Raw genomic sequence first — 15,191 nt, forward strand, 5'->3', positions numbered from 1 at the left:
AGTAAGTAGATTGTTCAGGCGATGATCGAGTCCATTTCTCCGTCTCGAGCGCGTTCCATGGCCAGCGGTCCGAAGTCGTTGATTGAATGGACGTGCGCGAACAGATTGAGATAGACCGCCCGCAAGGCGGGGGTCATCATCCGCAAAGCCGTCAGGCCGGGGTGGTAGGTTTCGAACTGCAGGCCGTCCACGTTGATCACCGCATGGCGCCTAAGGCAGATGTGGAACAACTCGACTGGGGTCGGCGGCAGGGTCTCGATCACGTTCATGCCGTCCTGGAATTCATCCACTGGGGTCAGCATCGGCTGACCGTTGTTCAGGTGCCGCAAATGCGCGGGTGTGGCCAAAAGGCGTGCCGCGGGCCCTGCGATTACGCCGGATTGCGGTTTTTGCAGCCCGAAGGCGTCGGCCATAATCCGCGTCAGCGGGCGGGTTCGGCCCCGCGAGTCGGGCCGCCCCGGGATCAGGGTGACCGACCCTTTCCATAGAACCGTCTGCGATGTCCCGTCATGGGTCAGCACCGTGTCGCCAGGCAGAAGATCCTCAATTGCCAAAGGCCCGTGTTCAGTCTCCAACAGCGACCCGCGGGAAAACGCGCAGAAGGCGTCTTCGAAGACCGGTAGAGCGGGCGCGATATGCCTGGTTTGCGAAATGTCGCCATTTGCCAGCAGGGCGCTGACTTCGTAGCGGCGCAGCTGCGGCCGGGGCGCGTGGCCGGGCTGATCGCCACTTTGCGTCAACGGTGCTGTTTCAATAGCGTTTCTCGCTGCGCGCATCAGAGAATTTGGAAAAGTCATGAAATCTTGATCCTCTCAAATGACCATCTGGGCGATTGCAGCGTGGCCGCATTCGCGTCTGACGGTTCGTATTCCTGTCTCGAGGAGTGATACGTGGCCCGGCAACAACCCGCGCAGGCAGTGCAGAAAATACACGTCTTACATTCGGTCAAATCATTGACCCCCCAGACAAACTCGTAAACCGCGGACGAAATTGTCCACGCACTCATGCCCCTGGCACATTTCTCCGCGCGTTCAGTGCGCGGACGGCACATCCGGTCGGGGCAGGCCCGAGATGCGCAGGCGACCATGGGCAGGCAGCTTGCCCAGGGTCGCTGTCCGGATCAGGACTGCAGTGCCAGACGGCGCGCAACCCTGACGGATCTGCTGGATACCCGTTTCCAGGGCATTTCCAGCTTTTGGTTCGATGTCGCGGCTATGACGCCGCGAAGAAAACGCGATTTCGACTTCATGTCACATCCTGCGCAGTTTCGTGGGGATCACCCGTTTTTGTGGGGGTCACCCGTTTCCCGCTGAGAATTCCGGACCATTGCGGCACTGATATGGCCGCACTGGGATCAATTGGAGATGGGATGTGTTTGGTCTTTACGCGCCTCTTTTTTTATCGGTCAGCCATACGGACGAGGCCCCGCGTCCAAAGCTTTGATAACCGTCCGAAAACTCTTCTGATTCCGCCTTCGATGTTTTCACGGAATTGTGGCGAAAAGGGGGCGTCGGAACAAATTTTCGCCGAAGTCTACAGCCGGATCGCAGAGATCAGTCGCCCGTAATCGGCTTCGCCCGCATGGGTCGCGCGTCGATAGGAATAAAACCGCTCCGGGTCGGAATAGGTGCAGTGGCGTGTCCATTCGGCATGCCCGACGCCGGCCCGCCGCAGCCGGTGCAGCCCAAAGGCCGGCAGGTCGAACAGCATCCGGTCACCTTGGCCATTCGCGAAAAAGCGGGTGTTGTCAGGATCATCGGCGATGAAATCGTCCAAAAATTCGGGGCCTACCTCATAGGCGCGTTGCGAGATCGTGGGCCCGATCACCGCCCGAATGTTTGCTCGTCGGGCGCCCAGCGTCTCCATCGTGTCGAGCGTGGCCTCGAGCACGCCTTCCAAAGCGCCGCGCCAGCCGGCATGTGCGGCGCCGATCACGTTTGCGTCAGGATCGGAAAACAGCACCGGTTGACAGTCGGCGGTCAGAACAGTCAGGGCCAGACCCGGCGTGGCGGTCACGATCGCGTCGGCCTTGGGTTTGTCGCCAAGGATCGGTCCTTCGATCGTGACGACGGCAGGCGAATGTACTTGGTGAACACCGATCAACGCCTCGGGCGCGATCTCCATCGCAGCGGCCACGCGGCGGCGGTTCAGCGCGACCGCCTCGCTCTGGTCCGAGGACCCCAGCCCACAGTTCAGTCCCGCAAATATGCCCGACGATGCGCCGCCGCGGCGGCTGAAGAAACCGTGTCGAACAGGTGAAAGCAAGTCCGAGGTCAGAATTTCCAGTGTCATGGCTCGAGTCCCGGTGGCGGTGCTGCGGGTTTGCAGTACAGGCCCAGCACCTTGAACAGGTTTCCCATTTCCTCGGGGTGCGTCAACCGTCGATGTGCGGCGACCAGCATGTTCAGCGCATCGCCCGTCAGCGGGCCTGCCAAAGTCTGCGCACGCTGGGTGATGCCCAGCCGTTCAAGGAACACCCCTTGCGGCGTCAGCCGGGTATGGGCGCAGCCCGCGGCGCGGGCGGCCTGGGCCAGCAGCTCGAAGTCCACATGGGCCGTCAGATCGGCCTGGCCGGGGCTGGCCAGCGGGTCGGCCCGTTCGTGTCCCTTCAGGGCCTGGAACGTGTCGCCCAGCGAAAGCCAGTCGCCATAGTCGATGATCAGGCCCACGCCGCCATGGGTGCGGATCCGGCGGGCGATTTCGGTGACGACGGGAACAGCGGCGGCACAGAGTTCGACCAGATCGCCATCCCGCGTGTCCTCGAGCCGCGCGGTCAACGCCGGCTGCGCTGCCCGTGCGCCCAGGCCAAAGGCCAGATCGTCGCCCTTGAGCCCCACCAGGCGCTCGCGCCAGCCGTCGCCGTCGCGCAGGAACTGGCGGATGGGCAGGGCGTCAAAGAACTCGTTGGCCACCAAGTATAGGGGCAGGTCCGGCAACGCGCCAACCTGTACGATCCAGTCCGGCGCGTGCCCCGCCAGCGCCTCGGCCTGCAGGCCGCGCAGCACCGGCGACGCCTCGAGCAGCACCACCTGTGCCGCGTCGTGAAACCCCGGTACCCCCTTGGTGGCCCGCAGGATGTCGGCCATCAACGTGCCGCGCCCGGGGCCGAGTTCGGCCAGCGCAAACCGATCCGGCTTGCCCTGGTCGATCCAGGCTTGGGCCAGGCACAACCCGATCAGTTCCCCGAACATCTGGCTGATTTCGGGGGCGGTGACGAAATCGCCCTGCGCGCCCAGAGGGTCGCGGGTGGTATAGTAGCCGTAAGTCGGATGCAGCAGGCACTCGGCCATGTAGTCGGCGATGCTCATCGGCCCGTCCTGCCGGATGCGGGCAATCAGATGGTCTCGCAGGTTCATCCCGCCCTCCGGGCGCGTAGCGCGAACCACAGGCCGAGCGCGATCATCGGCAGGGACAACAACTGGCCCATGGTCAGGCCATAGCCGCCGACATGCCAGGCCAGACCCAGCGGGTTGCCGGGCGAGACGAATTGGGCATCGGGCTGGCGAAAGAACTCGACGATGAATCGCGACGCACCATAGCCCGCCAGGAACACGCCCATAACCCGGCCCGGCCAGTGAAACGCCCCGCGCCGATAGACCAGCCACAAAAGAAGCGCGCCCAACAGCAGCCCTTCGAGCGCGGCCTCGTACAGTTGCGAGGGATGGCGGGCGCACAGCCCGACGGCTACGTTGGCGCAATCCTGCGCCTCCGTTCCCGGAAAGATCACCGCCCAGGGCAGGTCGCTGGGTCGGCCCCATAACTCGGCATTGACGAAATTGGCCAGCCGCCCCAGCAGCAGCCCAGGCGGCACGGTGTGCGCGATCAGGTCGGCCAGCGGCAGAATCGGCACCGTGTTGCGCCGCGCATACAGATATGCGGCGGTCACCACGCCCAACAGCCCGCCATGGAATGACATGCCGCCCTGCCACACTTTCAGAATGTCCAGCGGATGGCTCAGATAATATCCCGGCTGATAGAACAGCACGAAACCCAGCCGCCCGCCCAGGATCACGCCCAGGATGATCCAGGTGATCAGGTCCTCCAATTGCTCGGGGCGCATCGGCGGGGTCTGATGGGGCCACAGGGCCGGGCGCCGCAGCGCCATCAGCGCCATGCGCCACGCGATCAGGATGCCGGCGATATAGGCCAGCGCATACCACCGCAGCGCGAATTCCACCCCGAAGGCGGAAATCGAGAACAGCTCGGGCGACAAATCGGGAAAGTTCAAAACAGCCTGCATGTGCGTCTCATTGCCCGGGGTTCGCGGGGCAAGTCAACCTTGAGCCCGCGCCCCTGATCCCCCATATAGGGGTCAACCGCGATACCGGAGAAGTGACATGCAGACCCGCAACAAGTTTCTGGACGATATGTCCCAGCTGATGACCAACGCGATGGGTGTGGCCCAGGGCGCGCGGGAAGAGGCCGAGAATGCGATGAAGTCGCTGCTCGACCGTTGGCTGGCCGATCGCGATTTCGTCACGCGTGAGGAATTCGAAGCCGTCCGCGCCATGGCCCAGAAGGCGCGCGAAGAGAACGCCGCGCTCGAGGCGCGCATCGCCGCGCTGGAGGCCAAGCTGGACAAGTAAGCCAGGTCGGGGCGCTCCGCGCCCGAATCCCTAGTCAAAAACTTCGGAAGAAACGCTCTTTTTCGCAGGGTCCGGGTCGGGATCCTGCGGTGAGGTGAATCTTGCCGTCAGTTGAGCATAAATCAAGACAAACCTGCAATTGCCGCCAATATTTTGATCGCCGTTGCCATCCATCCACAACTTATTGCTGTTATCCCCAAGTTTGGGGGTTGTCAGAGTCCGGCCTGCAGCGCACCATATTTAGTACAGGCCAAAGGGGGAAGCCCGGCTTGTAGAGCAGGCAACTAGCGCTGGGGCGCTGCCAGCCCCGAAATGCTAGATTTTCAGTGAGGTGGCATCATGGCCCTGTCCGAGCATTTTCTGGAAGAAGACCTTCATCCGATCGACATTGTCGAACATCTGGCCGAGCATCACGACTGGGATTTCGACCGGATCGGCGACGACCAGATCGCCATGGCGGTCGAAGGCCAGTGGCGCACCTACTCGATCACCCTGGCTTGGTCCAATTACGACGAAACGTTGCGCATGGTCTGTTCGTTCGAGATGGAGCCGCCATCCGACCGGATTGGTGATCTGTACGAACTGCTGAATCACATGAATGATCAATGCTGGGCCGGGGCCTTCACCTATTGGGCCAACCAGAAGCTGATGGTCTATCGGTACGGCTTGGTTATGGCGGGTGGCCAGTCGGCCAGCCCCGAGCAGATCGACACGATGATCACCGCCGCCGTCCTGAGCGCCGAGCGCTACTATCCGGCGATCCAGCTGGTGACCTGGGGCAACCGCAGTGCCGAAGAGGCGATGCAAGTCGCCATTGCAGAGGCTTACGGCCGCGCGTAAAGCTTTGCCCTGAACCGCAAAAGCAGGGGAGGGGCGATCATGGACATGTCACGCGTCGCAGATCAGGGGCTGGTGCTTCTGGGATGTGGCAAGATGGGGTCGGCCATGCTGGCCGGCTGGCTGGACCACGGATTGCCCGCCGCCTCGGTCTGGGTGGTCGACCCGAAACCCTCGGATTGGCTCAGGGCGCAGGGGGTCAACCTGAACACTGCGCTGCCCGAATCCCCAGCGGTGGTTCTGGTGGCGGTCAAGCCGCAGATGATGGGTGATGCGCTGCCGGCGATCCAGGCGCTGGGCGGGGGCGGCAGCCTGTTCATCTCGGTCGCCGCGGGGACCCAGATCGCCAGTTTTGAAAAAGCGCTGGGCGCGAATACGCCGATCGTGCGCGCGATGCCCAACACGCCGGCGGCGATCCGGCAGGGCATCACCGCGCTGATCGGCAACAATCATGCCTCGGAGGACGACATGACCTTGGCCGAGGGCCTGCTGTCGGCCGTAGGCCAGACGGTGCGCCTTCAGGACGAAGGCCAGATGGATGCGGTGACCGGTCTCAGCGGTTCGGGTCCGGCCTATGTGTTTCACCTGATCGAAACCATGGCCGCCGCCGGTCAGGCCAACGGTCTGCCCGCCGATCTGGCGCTGCACCTGGCCAAGGCCACGGTGGCCGGGGCCGGGGCGCTGGCCATGGCGGCCGAGGAAGACCCCGCGCAGCTGCGCATCAACGTCACCTCGCCCAACGGCACCACGCAGGCCGCACTCGAGGTGTTGATGGACCCGGAAACCGGCTTTCCGGCGCTGCTGCAGCGCGCCGTCACCGCTGCCACCGAACGCTCGAAGGAGTTGTCGCATGAGTGAGATTTCCTTCGACGATTTCCTCAAGGTCGATATCCGCGTGGGCGAGGTGATCCGCGCCGAACCTTACCCCGAGGCGCGCAAGCCCGCGATCAAGATGTGGATCGATTTCGGTGAAGAGATCGGCGAACGCAAGACTTCGGCCCAGGTCACCGCGCATTACAAGCCGGAAACGCTGGTGGGCAAACAGGTGCTGGCGGTCGTGAACTTTCCGCCGCGCCAGATCGGCCGGTTCATGTCCGAGGTTCTGGTGCTGGGCCTGCCTGACGAAAACGGCGAGATCGTTCTGATCGGACCCGACGGCAAGGTGCCGTTGGGCGGGCGGATGCACTGATGAAATTGTGGATCACCCGCCCCATGCCGCCTGCGGTCACCGACCGCGCCCGCACCGAGTACGGCGCCGAAATCCGCGACAGCACCGCGCCGTTGGACCCCGACGAGTTGCTCTATGCCCTGCGCGCGTTCGACGTTGTGATCCCGACGTTGGGCGACCTGTTTTCCGCCCGCGTGTTCGAGCAGGTGCCCCAGCCGCGCTGCCGGCTGCTGGCCAATTTCGGCGTGGGCTTCAACCATATTGACGTGGCCGCCGCGCGCGCGGCCGGGGTGCAGGTCACCAACACGCCCGGCGCGGTGACCGACGCCACCGCTGACATCGCAATGACCCTGCTTTTGGCCACGGCGCGCCGCGCGGGCGAGGGCGAACGGTTGGTCCGGTCGGGTGCGTGGCAAGGCTGGCACCCGACCCAGATGCTGGGCCATCATGTGACGGGCAAGCGGGTCGGCATCGTCGGCATGGGCCGGATCGGGCAGGCCATTGCGCGGCGCTGCCATTTCGGGTTCGGCATGCAGGTCGCCTATCATTCGCGCAGCCCGAAGGCGCTGGACTTTCCCGCGGACTGTGCTTCTGATCTTTCTGGGCTTGCCTCGGCAGTCGATTTCCTGGTGATTGCGGTCCCCGGTGGGGTCGAGACATTCCACCTGATCGACGGCGCGGTGCTAGCGGCGATGCGCCCCTCGGCCATCCTGATCAACATCGCTCGCGGCGAAGTGGTGGACGAGACCGCGCTGATCCATGCGCTTCAGGCGCGTCAGATCGCCGGGGCGGGGTTGGATGTCTATGAGTTCGAGCCCGCCGTGCCGGAGGCCCTGCGCGACATGGAAAACGTGACCTTGCTGCCGCATCTCGGGACCGCGACCGAAGAGGTGCGCACCGACATGGGGCACATGGCACTGGACAACGTGGCGGCCTTTGTTGCGGGGCGTCTGCTGCCGAACCCGGTCTAGGCGCCCACAGCCTCACGCCAGTGTCTGCGGCACAGCGAGACATAGGTCTCGTTTCCGCCGATCTGCACCTGCGCGCCTTCGGTAATGGCGCGGCCATTTTCGTCCTGGCGGATCACCATCGTGGCCTTGCGCCCGCATTTGCAGATGGTGCGCACCTCGCGCATTTCATCCGCCAGCGCCAGCAGGGCGGCCGAGCCGGGAAACAGCTTGCCCTGGAAATCCACCCGCAACCCATAGGCCAGCACCGGCACGTTCAGGTCATCGACCGCGCGCGCCAGTTGCCAGACTTGGGTTTCGGACAGAAACTGCGCCTCGTCCACGAAGACACAGGCCACTGGCCCTTGGTCCAGCCGGTCGCGAACCATTGCGAACACGTCATCCTCGGGGCGGAACGTGTCGGCCCGGGCCGAAATCCCGATCCGCGAAGCGATGCGCCCCATCCCTGCACGTCCGTCGATGGCGGCGGTCATCAGATAGGTGTCCATGCCACGCTCGCGATAGTTGTGCGAGGCCTGCAGCAACACTGTCGATTTGCCCGCGTTCATGGTTGAGTAGTTGAAGTACAGCTTGGCCATGGCCCGGGTCTAATCGGACGCGTCGGCGCGGGCAAGCGGTCAGTTCCGGCCGCGATGCCGGGGGAAGGTCGACGCCGCCGTTGCGGTTGCAGAGGCAGAGCTTGGCTCTTGGGGATGGATTACCTCGTGCACGCAACAGCGACACCGCCGGTCGCAATTCGACCGAACCTTTCGCAAAGCCAATCAGATTGGCTTTGCTTGTACTCATTACCGGCTGAATATTGCCGCCACTCACTCAGATATCCCTTGGTTCTTCGAGGGATGGCAAACTTATGGCATTTCAAAGATTATTCCTGTATGGGAATTATTCCTACCCTTTCCCCGGAGTGGACAGCCGGGAGGGCAATGTCGAAGACTCGGGGAAGAACATGGCGGATATCGGGCCTTATCTGAAGAAACACACCGAAGCCCTGGTCAAGGATGTCGGCATCGAGGCGGCATGCGAGATCACCGGAAAGTCGAAGGCAACTCTGGGCCGGTATTATTCGGACAATCCCGAGCACGCCGACAGGTTCATGCCCGTCGATGCGGTGGCCCGGCTCGAGGCGGTCGCGACCTATCCGCATGTGACCTCGGCGCTGGCCGATCTGAAGAACATCACCCTGTCCTATGACGAGCGAAATTCACAGCGCAGCCGCACGGGCGGTGTCAACTCGGACGTGATCGCGCTCAGCCAGCGTTTCGCCATGCTGATGACTGAATACCAGTCGGCGATCGAGGATGGGATCATTACCGTGAACGAGGCCAAGCGCCTGCTGAAGGAAACCTCAATGCTGCAGCAGGTGCTGATCGAAATGAAGCTGCATCTGGAAGAAGAAAGCGTCAGCTAACGTCCGTCTGGGCAGGTTGCGCCCGACACCTTTCATGCCTGACGTGACGGAGCGGCTCGTTTGGACCGACCTTGGCGGAACGGCCCCTCTAGGCGTGGCGTTTGACGAGGACGGACCCCACAGAATACCCCGCCCCAAATGAACAGATCAGGCCGATGTCACCATCCTGCAGGTCGTCGGAGTATTTCGAGAAGGCAATGATCGATCCGGCCGACGAGGTGTTGGCATAGTCCTGCAGGATGTTGGGCTGTTCGCCCGGCTCAGGTTCGCGGCCCAGGACCTTCTTGCCGATGAAGTCGTTCATCGTCTTGTTGGCCTGATGCAGCCACAGGCGCCTCAGATCGCTGCTTTGGATGCCTTCGGCGGCCATGTGGTCGCTGATGTGCTTGCTGACCATCGGCAGCACTTCCTTGAACACCTTGCGTCCGTTCTGCATGAACTGCATGTCGCGGCGGTCCTTCAACCCGTCGGGCCGGGTGCGCCGCAGAAAGCCGTTGTTGTTGCGGATGTTGTTGGAAAACTCGGTCGCGCAGCGGGTCGACAGGATCTCGAAATGCGGGCCTTTGGCATCCTCGATCCGTTCGATCAGAGTCGCCGTGGCCACGTCGCCGAAGATGAAGTGGCAATCCCGGTCGCGCCATTCCAGGTGCCCCGAGCAGATCTCGGGGTTGACCACCAGCGCCGCCCGCACGGACCCAGACCGGATCATGTCGGCTGCCGCCTGGATGCCGAACGTGGCCGAGGAACAGGCCACGTTCATGTCGAACCCGAACCCGGTGATGCCCAGCTCTTTTTGGATTTCGATGGCGATGGCGGGATAGGCCCGTTCATGGTTCGACGCGGCACAGATCACCAGATCGACATCCGCCGCCGTCCGCCCCGCTTGGGCTAGCGCGTTGTGGCAGGCGTCCAGTGCCATCTCGGTCATGATACCCGGCTCGTCGTCGCTGCGCTGGCGCAGCAGGGGGTGCATGACCTCGGGGTCCAGCACGCCGGTCTTGTCCATGACATATCGGTTCTCGATGCCGGATGCCTTGACGATGAACTCTTCCGAGGAATGCTGCATCGGCTCCATCTCGCCCGCAGCGATGGCCTCGGCGTTGGCGGCGTTCATCTTGTCCGCATAGGCGTTGAAGGCTTTGACCAGCTCGGCGTTGGTGATGACGTTTTCGGGCGTGAAAACCCCGGTACCGGTGATTGCGGGCGTATACATGTCGGGTCCTGAACGTTTCGGATTCGCCCAAAATGCAGTCACAACGCCCCCAGATCAAGAGAGGTTGACCCAAGGGAATCAAGCGTGGAAACCAAACTTTAACTTCAAGTCTTGAATAGTTCATTAGTTGAAGTATATGACCGTCTGATCCGTGCGGAGAAGAACATGACGACAGAAATCGGCCAGCGGCTGTCCAGCCTGACGCCCGAGATCCAGGCGATGATGGGCGTCTATGCGTTGTACTGGAAGCTGGAAGAAAGCTTTGCCAGCATCGAAACCGACCTCAGTCAGCAGGAATGCCACATGCTGGTCAAGCTGGACCAGCCCAAGCGCATGGGCGTGCTGGCGGCTGACATGCTGACCGTGCCGTCGACGATCACCGCCACGGCGGACGCGTTGGAGCGCGCAGGCTATCTGACCCGTCAGCCCGACCCCAGCGATCGCCGGGCCTGGCTGCTGGTGCTGACCGACAAGGGCACCGAGACCCGTAACATGCTGGTCGCCACCGCCGGAGAGCTTTTTCGCAGCGCCTCTGGCCTGAACGACGCCGAAACCGCCGAATTTGCCCGACTTGCCTGCAAGATCCGGGCCAACATCTTGAAAACGGGAATACCCGAGGGACTGACGAAATGAAGCTGCTGACTTCTCTGGGTCTTGCCCTGGCCTTTGTGGCCACGCCGATCGCCGCGCAGGAAGCGGTGAAACCCGTGAAACTGATGGTGGTGCAGGAAACCGCCCCCGGTTTCTCGCGGCAATTCTTCGGCCGTGTGGCTGCGCGCCAGACCGTGGACCTGGCGTTTCAGGTGGGCGGCCAGATCTTGGAACTGCCCGTCAACGAAGGCTTCGAGGTTCCCAAGGGCGGCCTGATCGCCCGGCTGGATCAGGAACCGTTCGAGCTGGCGCTGGATCGCGCCAAGCTTCAGAAGGAACAGGCCGACCGCACGCTTGCGCGCCTGTCGCGTCTGCGCGGCACCACCGCCAGCGAGGTCGCCGTCGATGATGCCGAAACCGCCGCGCAACTGGCGGCCATCGCCGTGCGCGACGCCGAATACAACCTGGAACATGCCACCCTGACTGCGCCATTCGATGCACTGGTTTCGCGGCGCGAGGTCGAGAATTTCACCACCGTTTCGGCCGGCACCCCGATCGTGCGCATCCATGACATGTCGGAACTGCGCATCGAGGTGGACGTGCCCGAAATCCTGTTCCAGCGCACCAGCCAGGAGGATGGATTCACCATCACCGCGAAATTCCCGGCCAGCGATCAAGTGTTCCCGTTGGAAATCCGCGAATTCGACGCCGAAACATCCAGCGTCGGTCAGACCTTCCGCATCCAGTTCGGCCTGACGCCGCCCGAAGGGTTGCGGATACTGCCCGGCTCATCGGTCACGGTGAACGTCAAAGTCGATGACAAACGCACCGGCATCATCGTGCCCCCCACCGCCATCGTTCCCGACGCCGAGGGCAATCTTGGCGTGATGGTGTTTTCGCCCGTGGGCGCCGACGAAGGAACCGTCAAATGGGTTCCGGTCACGGTCGAGCCCACCCAATCGGGCGACGTGCGGGTGCTGACCGGCCTTTCGGATGGGGATGAGATCGTCGTCGCGGGCGGCGCAGTTCTGACCGACGGGCAGACCGTCCGGCGCTTTGCCGGCTTTGCCAACTGAAGGGGGCGACGATGAATATCGCACGCGCCTCGATCGACAGGCCGATCCAGACTTGGCTGATCATCCTGGTCACCTTGCTGGGCGGCATCTGGGGCTTTTCCGCGCTGGGCCGGCTGGAAGACCCGGCCTTTACCATCAAGAACGCCGTCATCATCACCAGCTATCCCGGCGCAACCGCCGAGCAGGTCGCAGAAGAGGTCTCGGAGCCGCTGGAATCCGCCATCCAGCAGATGGGCGAGGTCGATGTCATCACCTCGGTCAACCGCCCGGGCCAGTCGCTGATCGAGGTCGAGATCAAATCCACCTATGACGGGTCCAAACTGCCCGACATCTGGACCCGCCTGCGGGCCAAGGTGCGCGATGCGTCGCGCGGTCTGCCCTCGGGGGTCAGCGCGCCGTTCGTCAATGACGGGTTCGGCGACGTGTTCGGCCTGTTCTATGCCGTCACCGCCGAAGGGTTCACCGACGCGGAAAAACACGAACTGTCCACCTTTCTGCGCCGCGAATTGCTGACGGTCGAAGGCGTGGCCGATGTCGAGGTGCAGGGCCTGCCGGACGAGGCGATCTTCATCGAGCCTGACCTTGCCATTTCGGTCAACCAGAACGTTCCGCTGACCGCGATCAACGAGGCTATCGCCAACGCCAACTCGGTTCAGCAATCGGGTACCCTGCGGGCCGAGGATCACCGCACCACGATCCTGACGGCGGACGGGTCCGACAGCGTGTCGGAAATCGCCGGGCTGTCGGTCGGCTCGCAAGGGCAGGTGATCAACCTGTTCGACATGGCCAATGTCTATCGCGCCCGCCAGACCGATCCCGACATGCTGATCCGCTTCAATGGGGTCGAGGCATTCACCCTAGGCATCGCCGGCCTGTCGACCGAGAACATCGTCGAGGTCGGCAAACGCGTCGACGCCAAGCTGGCCGAACTCGACGTGGAAATCCCCGCCGGGGTGGAAATTCTGCCCATCTACCAGCAGCATGTGGTGGTCGAGCAGGCCTCGAACGATTTCCTGGTCAACCTGGCTATGTCGGTGGCCATCGTGGTGGTGGTGCTGGGCATCTTCATGGGCTGGCGCGCGGCCGTCGTCGTGGGATCGACCTTGCTTTTGACGGTGGTGGGCACACTGCTGTTCATGGCGGTGTTTTCCATCGAGATGGAGCGCATCTCGCTGGGCGCGCTGATCATCGCGATGGGGATGCTGGTCGACAACGCCATTGTGGTGGCCGAAGGGATGCAGATCGCGATGCTGCAGGGCAAGAACTCGCGCGATGCCGCAGACGAGGCCGCTTCCAAGACCCAGATCCCTTTGCTAGGGGCCACGGTCATCGGCATCATGGCCTTTGCGGGAATCGGGCTCAGCCCGGATGCGACGGGCGAATTCCTGTTCTCGCTGTTTGCGGTGATCGGCATTTCGCTGCTGCTCAGTTGGGTTCTGGCGATCACGGTCACGCCGTTGTTGGGGCACTATTTCTTCAATCAGGGTAAAGAGGGAGGGATCGACGCATACAGTGGCCTTCTGTTCCGCCTTTATGGCGCGACGCTGGCCTGGGCGCTGCGGTTCCGCTGGCTGGTGGTGGCCGGGCTGGTGGGCATCACAGTGGCCTGTTATGCGGGCTTCGGGCTGATGAAGCAGCAGTTTTTCCCCAACTCGAACACGCCGCTGTTCTTCGTGCATTACAAGCTGCCGCAGGGCACCCCGATCGACCGCACGGCCGCCGACATGGCCGTGTTCGAGGACTGGCTGGCCCAGCGTGACGACGTGGTCTCTGTTGCGACATTCGTGGGGCAGGGCGCGACGCGCTTCATGCTGACCTATTCGGCCGAAAAGCCGAACCCCAGCTATGGGCACATGATCATCCGCACCGAAACGCTCGAGGACATCCCCGCGCTTCAGGCCGAGCTTAAGGCCTTCGGTTCGGCCCGGTTCCCCGAGGGCGAGTTCCGCACCAAGCGCCTGGTCTTCGGCCCCGGCGGCGGCACCCCGATCGAGGCGCGGTTCTCGGGCAGCGATCCGGTCGTGCTGCGGCGACTGGCCGACGAGGCGGTGCGGCGCATGTCAGAGGCATCTCCCAACGCGCTGGACGTACATCACGACTGGCGCGAGCAGGAATTGGTGCTGCAGCCGATCTATGCGACCGAACGCGCCCAGACCGCCGGCGTTGCCCGCGAGGACATTGCCGCGACGCTGCAATTCTCGACCGATGGCATCACCGGCGGCGTGTTCCGGGAGCGCGACCGTCTTATCCCCATCATCCTGCGCCGTCCGGCGGACGGAGACTATTCGATCGTCGATCAGGTGGTGTATTCGGACCAGTCCCAGAAATTCGTACCCATCGAGCAGATGGTGGACGGGTTCCAGTACAAGGCGCTCAACACTCTGGTGCACCGGCGCGACCGGGTGCTGACCATCACAGTGGGCGCCGATATCCCCGCCGATCTGACTGCCGCGGAAGTGCATGCCGAGGTGCGCGACGCCATCGAATCGATGGACCTGCCGCTGGGCTACAAGATGGAATGGGGCGGCGAGTTCGAGGATTCGGGCAAGGCACAGGCGAGCCTGGGCAGGCAACTGCCGCTGAGCCTGCTGATCATGGTTCTGATCTCGGTGCTGCTGTTCAACGCAATCCGGCAGCCGATCATCATCTGGCTGCTGGTGCCGATGTCGGTGAACGGTGTGGTGATCGGGCTGTTGGGTACGGGGCTGCCCTTTACCTTCACCGCGCTTCTGGGTCTGCTCAGCCTGTCGGGTATGCTGATCAAGAACGGCATCGTGTTGGTCGAGGAAATCGACCTGGTCCGTGCCACCGGCAAGCCTCTGCGCGAGGCGATCATCGAGGCCTCGGTTTCGCGACTGCGTCCGGTAATGCTGGCGGCGATCACCACGATTCTGGGCATGGCGCCGCTGCTGACCGACGCCTTCTTCGTGTCGATGGCGGTCACAATCATGGGCGGCCTGGCCTTTGCGACGGTCCTGACCATGGTCGCTGCGCCGGTATTCTACCTGTTGTTCTTTTCACGCGAAGAACAACGCAGGCTGGCGGCGCAGGCGGCATAGATCGTAATCGAAAGGACCTCGGGTGCATTGCAAGCGCCTATCGAGGGGAGGTCGGACGGATCAGCCGGCCTTCGGGCTGGCTGATTTCAGCGCGACATCAAGCTTTGCGTATTGGGTGCAAACGCCCAGCGACGTCTGGCAATAATTTCGGGATCGCGCGAGGCCCCGTCGACAGGAATAACGCCGCAATCGGGGGCGAAAGGTTGGACCAGAGCAGACCAGCCAAGACCGCCTCATTCACGAAAAAAACCGCAGGTGGCCAGACAGGTATTTCATCGATCAACC

15 protein-coding genes are annotated in these 15,191 nt (G+C 63.0%); 9 read left to right on the plus strand and 6 right to left on the minus strand.

Annotated elements, in window-relative coordinates; genetic code table 11:
• Window positions 1–14: 14 nt before the first annotated feature.
• The 4 genes from AC2FME_RS13285 to lgt all read right to left on the minus strand — a co-directional run bounded on the left by AC2FME_RS13285 (window position 15) and on the right by lgt (window position 4,240).
• Window positions 15–797 (minus strand): Hint domain-containing protein, encoded by a 783-nt coding sequence (locus AC2FME_RS13285; RefSeq protein WP_496796465.1) that lies wholly within the window; start codon window positions 795–797, stop codon window positions 15–17.
• Window positions 798–1,533: 736 nt separating this feature from the next.
• The gene (gene pgeF / locus AC2FME_RS13290; protein ID WP_496743057.1) at window positions 1,534–2,292 is read right to left on the minus strand and encodes a peptidoglycan editing factor PgeF; all 759 of its coding nucleotides are present in this window, start codon (window positions 2,290–2,292) and stop codon (window positions 1,534–1,536) included.
• Window positions 2,289–3,356: a class I SAM-dependent methyltransferase gene (locus AC2FME_RS13295; protein ID WP_496800653.1), complete on the minus strand. Its 1,068-nt coding sequence runs from the start codon at window positions 3,354–3,356 to the stop codon at window positions 2,289–2,291. Before AC2FME_RS13295 ends, pgeF begins: the two co-directional genes overlap by 4 nt.
• Window positions 3,353–4,240, minus strand: a complete 888-nt coding sequence (lgt, locus tag AC2FME_RS13300; protein ID WP_496800654.1) for a prolipoprotein diacylglyceryl transferase — start codon at window positions 4,238–4,240, stop codon at window positions 3,353–3,355. The genes AC2FME_RS13295 and lgt overlap by 4 nt, the downstream gene beginning before the upstream one ends.
• Before the next feature lie 97 nt (window positions 4,241–4,337).
• Between lgt and AC2FME_RS13305 the strand changes: the two genes are divergently transcribed.
• The 5 genes from AC2FME_RS13305 to AC2FME_RS13325 all read left to right on the plus strand — a co-directional run bounded on the left by AC2FME_RS13305 (window position 4,338) and on the right by AC2FME_RS13325 (window position 7,562).
• Window positions 4,338–4,586 (plus strand): accessory factor UbiK family protein, encoded by a 249-nt coding sequence (locus AC2FME_RS13305; protein ID WP_496711253.1) that lies wholly within the window; start codon window positions 4,338–4,340, stop codon window positions 4,584–4,586.
• Window positions 4,587–4,925: 339 nt separating this feature from the next.
• Window positions 4,926–5,426, plus strand: a complete 501-nt coding sequence (locus AC2FME_RS13310) for a type III secretion system chaperone family protein (protein WP_496687251.1) — start codon at window positions 4,926–4,928, stop codon at window positions 5,424–5,426.
• Window positions 5,427–5,465: 39 nt separating this feature from the next.
• The gene (gene proC / locus AC2FME_RS13315) at window positions 5,466–6,281 is read left to right on the plus strand and encodes a pyrroline-5-carboxylate reductase (protein WP_496800655.1); all 816 of its coding nucleotides are present in this window, start codon (window positions 5,466–5,468) and stop codon (window positions 6,279–6,281) included.
• Window positions 6,274–6,612, plus strand: coding sequence for a tRNA-binding protein (locus AC2FME_RS13320; RefSeq protein WP_496678576.1), 339 nt, complete (start codon window positions 6,274–6,276; stop codon window positions 6,610–6,612). Before proC ends, AC2FME_RS13320 begins: the two co-directional genes overlap by 8 nt.
• Window positions 6,612–7,562 (plus strand): 2-hydroxyacid dehydrogenase, encoded by a 951-nt coding sequence (locus AC2FME_RS13325; RefSeq protein ID WP_496800656.1) that lies wholly within the window; start codon window positions 6,612–6,614, stop codon window positions 7,560–7,562. Before AC2FME_RS13320 ends, AC2FME_RS13325 begins: the two co-directional genes overlap by 1 nt.
• Here the strand turns inward: AC2FME_RS13325 and AC2FME_RS13330 are convergent.
• The gene (locus tag AC2FME_RS13330; protein WP_496800657.1) at window positions 7,559–8,137 is read right to left on the minus strand and encodes a thymidine kinase; all 579 of its coding nucleotides are present in this window, start codon (window positions 8,135–8,137) and stop codon (window positions 7,559–7,561) included. The two genes, AC2FME_RS13325 and AC2FME_RS13330, sit on opposite strands and share 4 nt — an antisense overlap.
• 368 nt (window positions 8,138–8,505) lie before the next feature.
• Here AC2FME_RS13330 and AC2FME_RS13335 point away from each other — a divergent pair, with 368 nt between their 5' ends.
• The gene (locus AC2FME_RS13335) at window positions 8,506–8,967 is read left to right on the plus strand and encodes a hypothetical protein (RefSeq protein ID WP_005981593.1); all 462 of its coding nucleotides are present in this window, start codon (window positions 8,506–8,508) and stop codon (window positions 8,965–8,967) included.
• Between the two features lie 88 nt (window positions 8,968–9,055).
• Here AC2FME_RS13335 and AC2FME_RS13340 read toward each other — a convergent pair whose 3' ends face one another.
• The gene (locus AC2FME_RS13340; protein ID WP_496800658.1) at window positions 9,056–10,180 is read right to left on the minus strand and encodes a beta-ketoacyl-ACP synthase III; all 1,125 of its coding nucleotides are present in this window, start codon (window positions 10,178–10,180) and stop codon (window positions 9,056–9,058) included.
• A 165-nt stretch (window positions 10,181–10,345) separates the two neighbouring features.
• Here AC2FME_RS13340 and AC2FME_RS13345 point away from each other — a divergent pair, with 165 nt between their 5' ends.
• The 3 genes from AC2FME_RS13345 to AC2FME_RS13355 are packed head-to-tail and all read left to right on the plus strand — an operon-like array spanning window position 10,346 to window position 14,906.
• Entirely contained in the window at window positions 10,346–10,813 is a 468-nt protein-coding gene (locus AC2FME_RS13345) for a MarR family winged helix-turn-helix transcriptional regulator (protein WP_496800659.1), read from the plus strand.
• Window positions 10,810–11,847, plus strand: coding sequence for an efflux RND transporter periplasmic adaptor subunit (locus AC2FME_RS13350; RefSeq protein ID WP_496800660.1), 1,038 nt, complete (start codon window positions 10,810–10,812; stop codon window positions 11,845–11,847). Before AC2FME_RS13345 ends, AC2FME_RS13350 begins: the two co-directional genes overlap by 4 nt.
• A gap of 11 nt (window positions 11,848–11,858) precedes the next feature.
• Window positions 11,859–14,906, plus strand: a complete 3,048-nt coding sequence (locus AC2FME_RS13355; protein ID WP_496800661.1) for an efflux RND transporter permease subunit — start codon at window positions 11,859–11,861, stop codon at window positions 14,904–14,906.
• Window positions 14,907–15,191: the final 285 nt, after the last annotated feature.

It is taken from the genome of Ruegeria sp. BHSC026, assembly GCF_059613065.1.

Bases quoted from the DNA above. Each gene is read 5' to 3' on its own strand.
- AC2FME_RS13305 (WP_496711253.1), top strand. From the start codon at position 4,338: ATGCAGACCCGCAACAAGTTTCTGGACGATATGTCCCAGCTGATGACC.
- AC2FME_RS13340 (WP_496800658.1), bottom strand. From the start codon at position 10,180: ATGTATACGCCCGCAATCACCGGTACCGGGGTTTTCACGCCCGAAAAC.
- AC2FME_RS13330 (WP_496800657.1), bottom strand. From the start codon at position 8,137: ATGGCCAAGCTGTACTTCAACTACTCAACCATGAACGCGGGCAAATCG.
- AC2FME_RS13285 (WP_496796465.1), bottom strand. From the start codon at position 797: ATGACTTTTCCAAATTCTCTGATGCGCGCAGCGAGAAACGCTATTGAA.
- AC2FME_RS13310 (WP_496687251.1), top strand. From the start codon at position 4,926: ATGGCCCTGTCCGAGCATTTTCTGGAAGAAGACCTTCATCCGATCGAC.
- AC2FME_RS13335 (WP_005981593.1), top strand. From the start codon at position 8,506: ATGGCGGATATCGGGCCTTATCTGAAGAAACACACCGAAGCCCTGGTC.
- AC2FME_RS13320 (WP_496678576.1), top strand. From the start codon at position 6,274: ATGAGTGAGATTTCCTTCGACGATTTCCTCAAGGTCGATATCCGCGTG.
- AC2FME_RS13295 (WP_496800653.1), bottom strand. From the start codon at position 3,356: ATGAACCTGCGAGACCATCTGATTGCCCGCATCCGGCAGGACGGGCCG.
- AC2FME_RS13355 (WP_496800661.1), top strand. From the start codon at position 11,859: ATGAATATCGCACGCGCCTCGATCGACAGGCCGATCCAGACTTGGCTG.
- proC (WP_496800655.1), top strand. From the start codon at position 5,466: ATGGACATGTCACGCGTCGCAGATCAGGGGCTGGTGCTTCTGGGATGT.
- lgt (WP_496800654.1), bottom strand. From the start codon at position 4,240: ATGCAGGCTGTTTTGAACTTTCCCGATTTGTCGCCCGAGCTGTTCTCG.
- AC2FME_RS13350 (WP_496800660.1), top strand. From the start codon at position 10,810: ATGAAGCTGCTGACTTCTCTGGGTCTTGCCCTGGCCTTTGTGGCCACG.
- AC2FME_RS13325 (WP_496800656.1), top strand. From the start codon at position 6,612: ATGAAATTGTGGATCACCCGCCCCATGCCGCCTGCGGTCACCGACCGC.
- pgeF (WP_496743057.1), bottom strand. From the start codon at position 2,292: ATGACACTGGAAATTCTGACCTCGGACTTGCTTTCACCTGTTCGACAC.
- AC2FME_RS13345 (WP_496800659.1), top strand. From the start codon at position 10,346: ATGACGACAGAAATCGGCCAGCGGCTGTCCAGCCTGACGCCCGAGATC.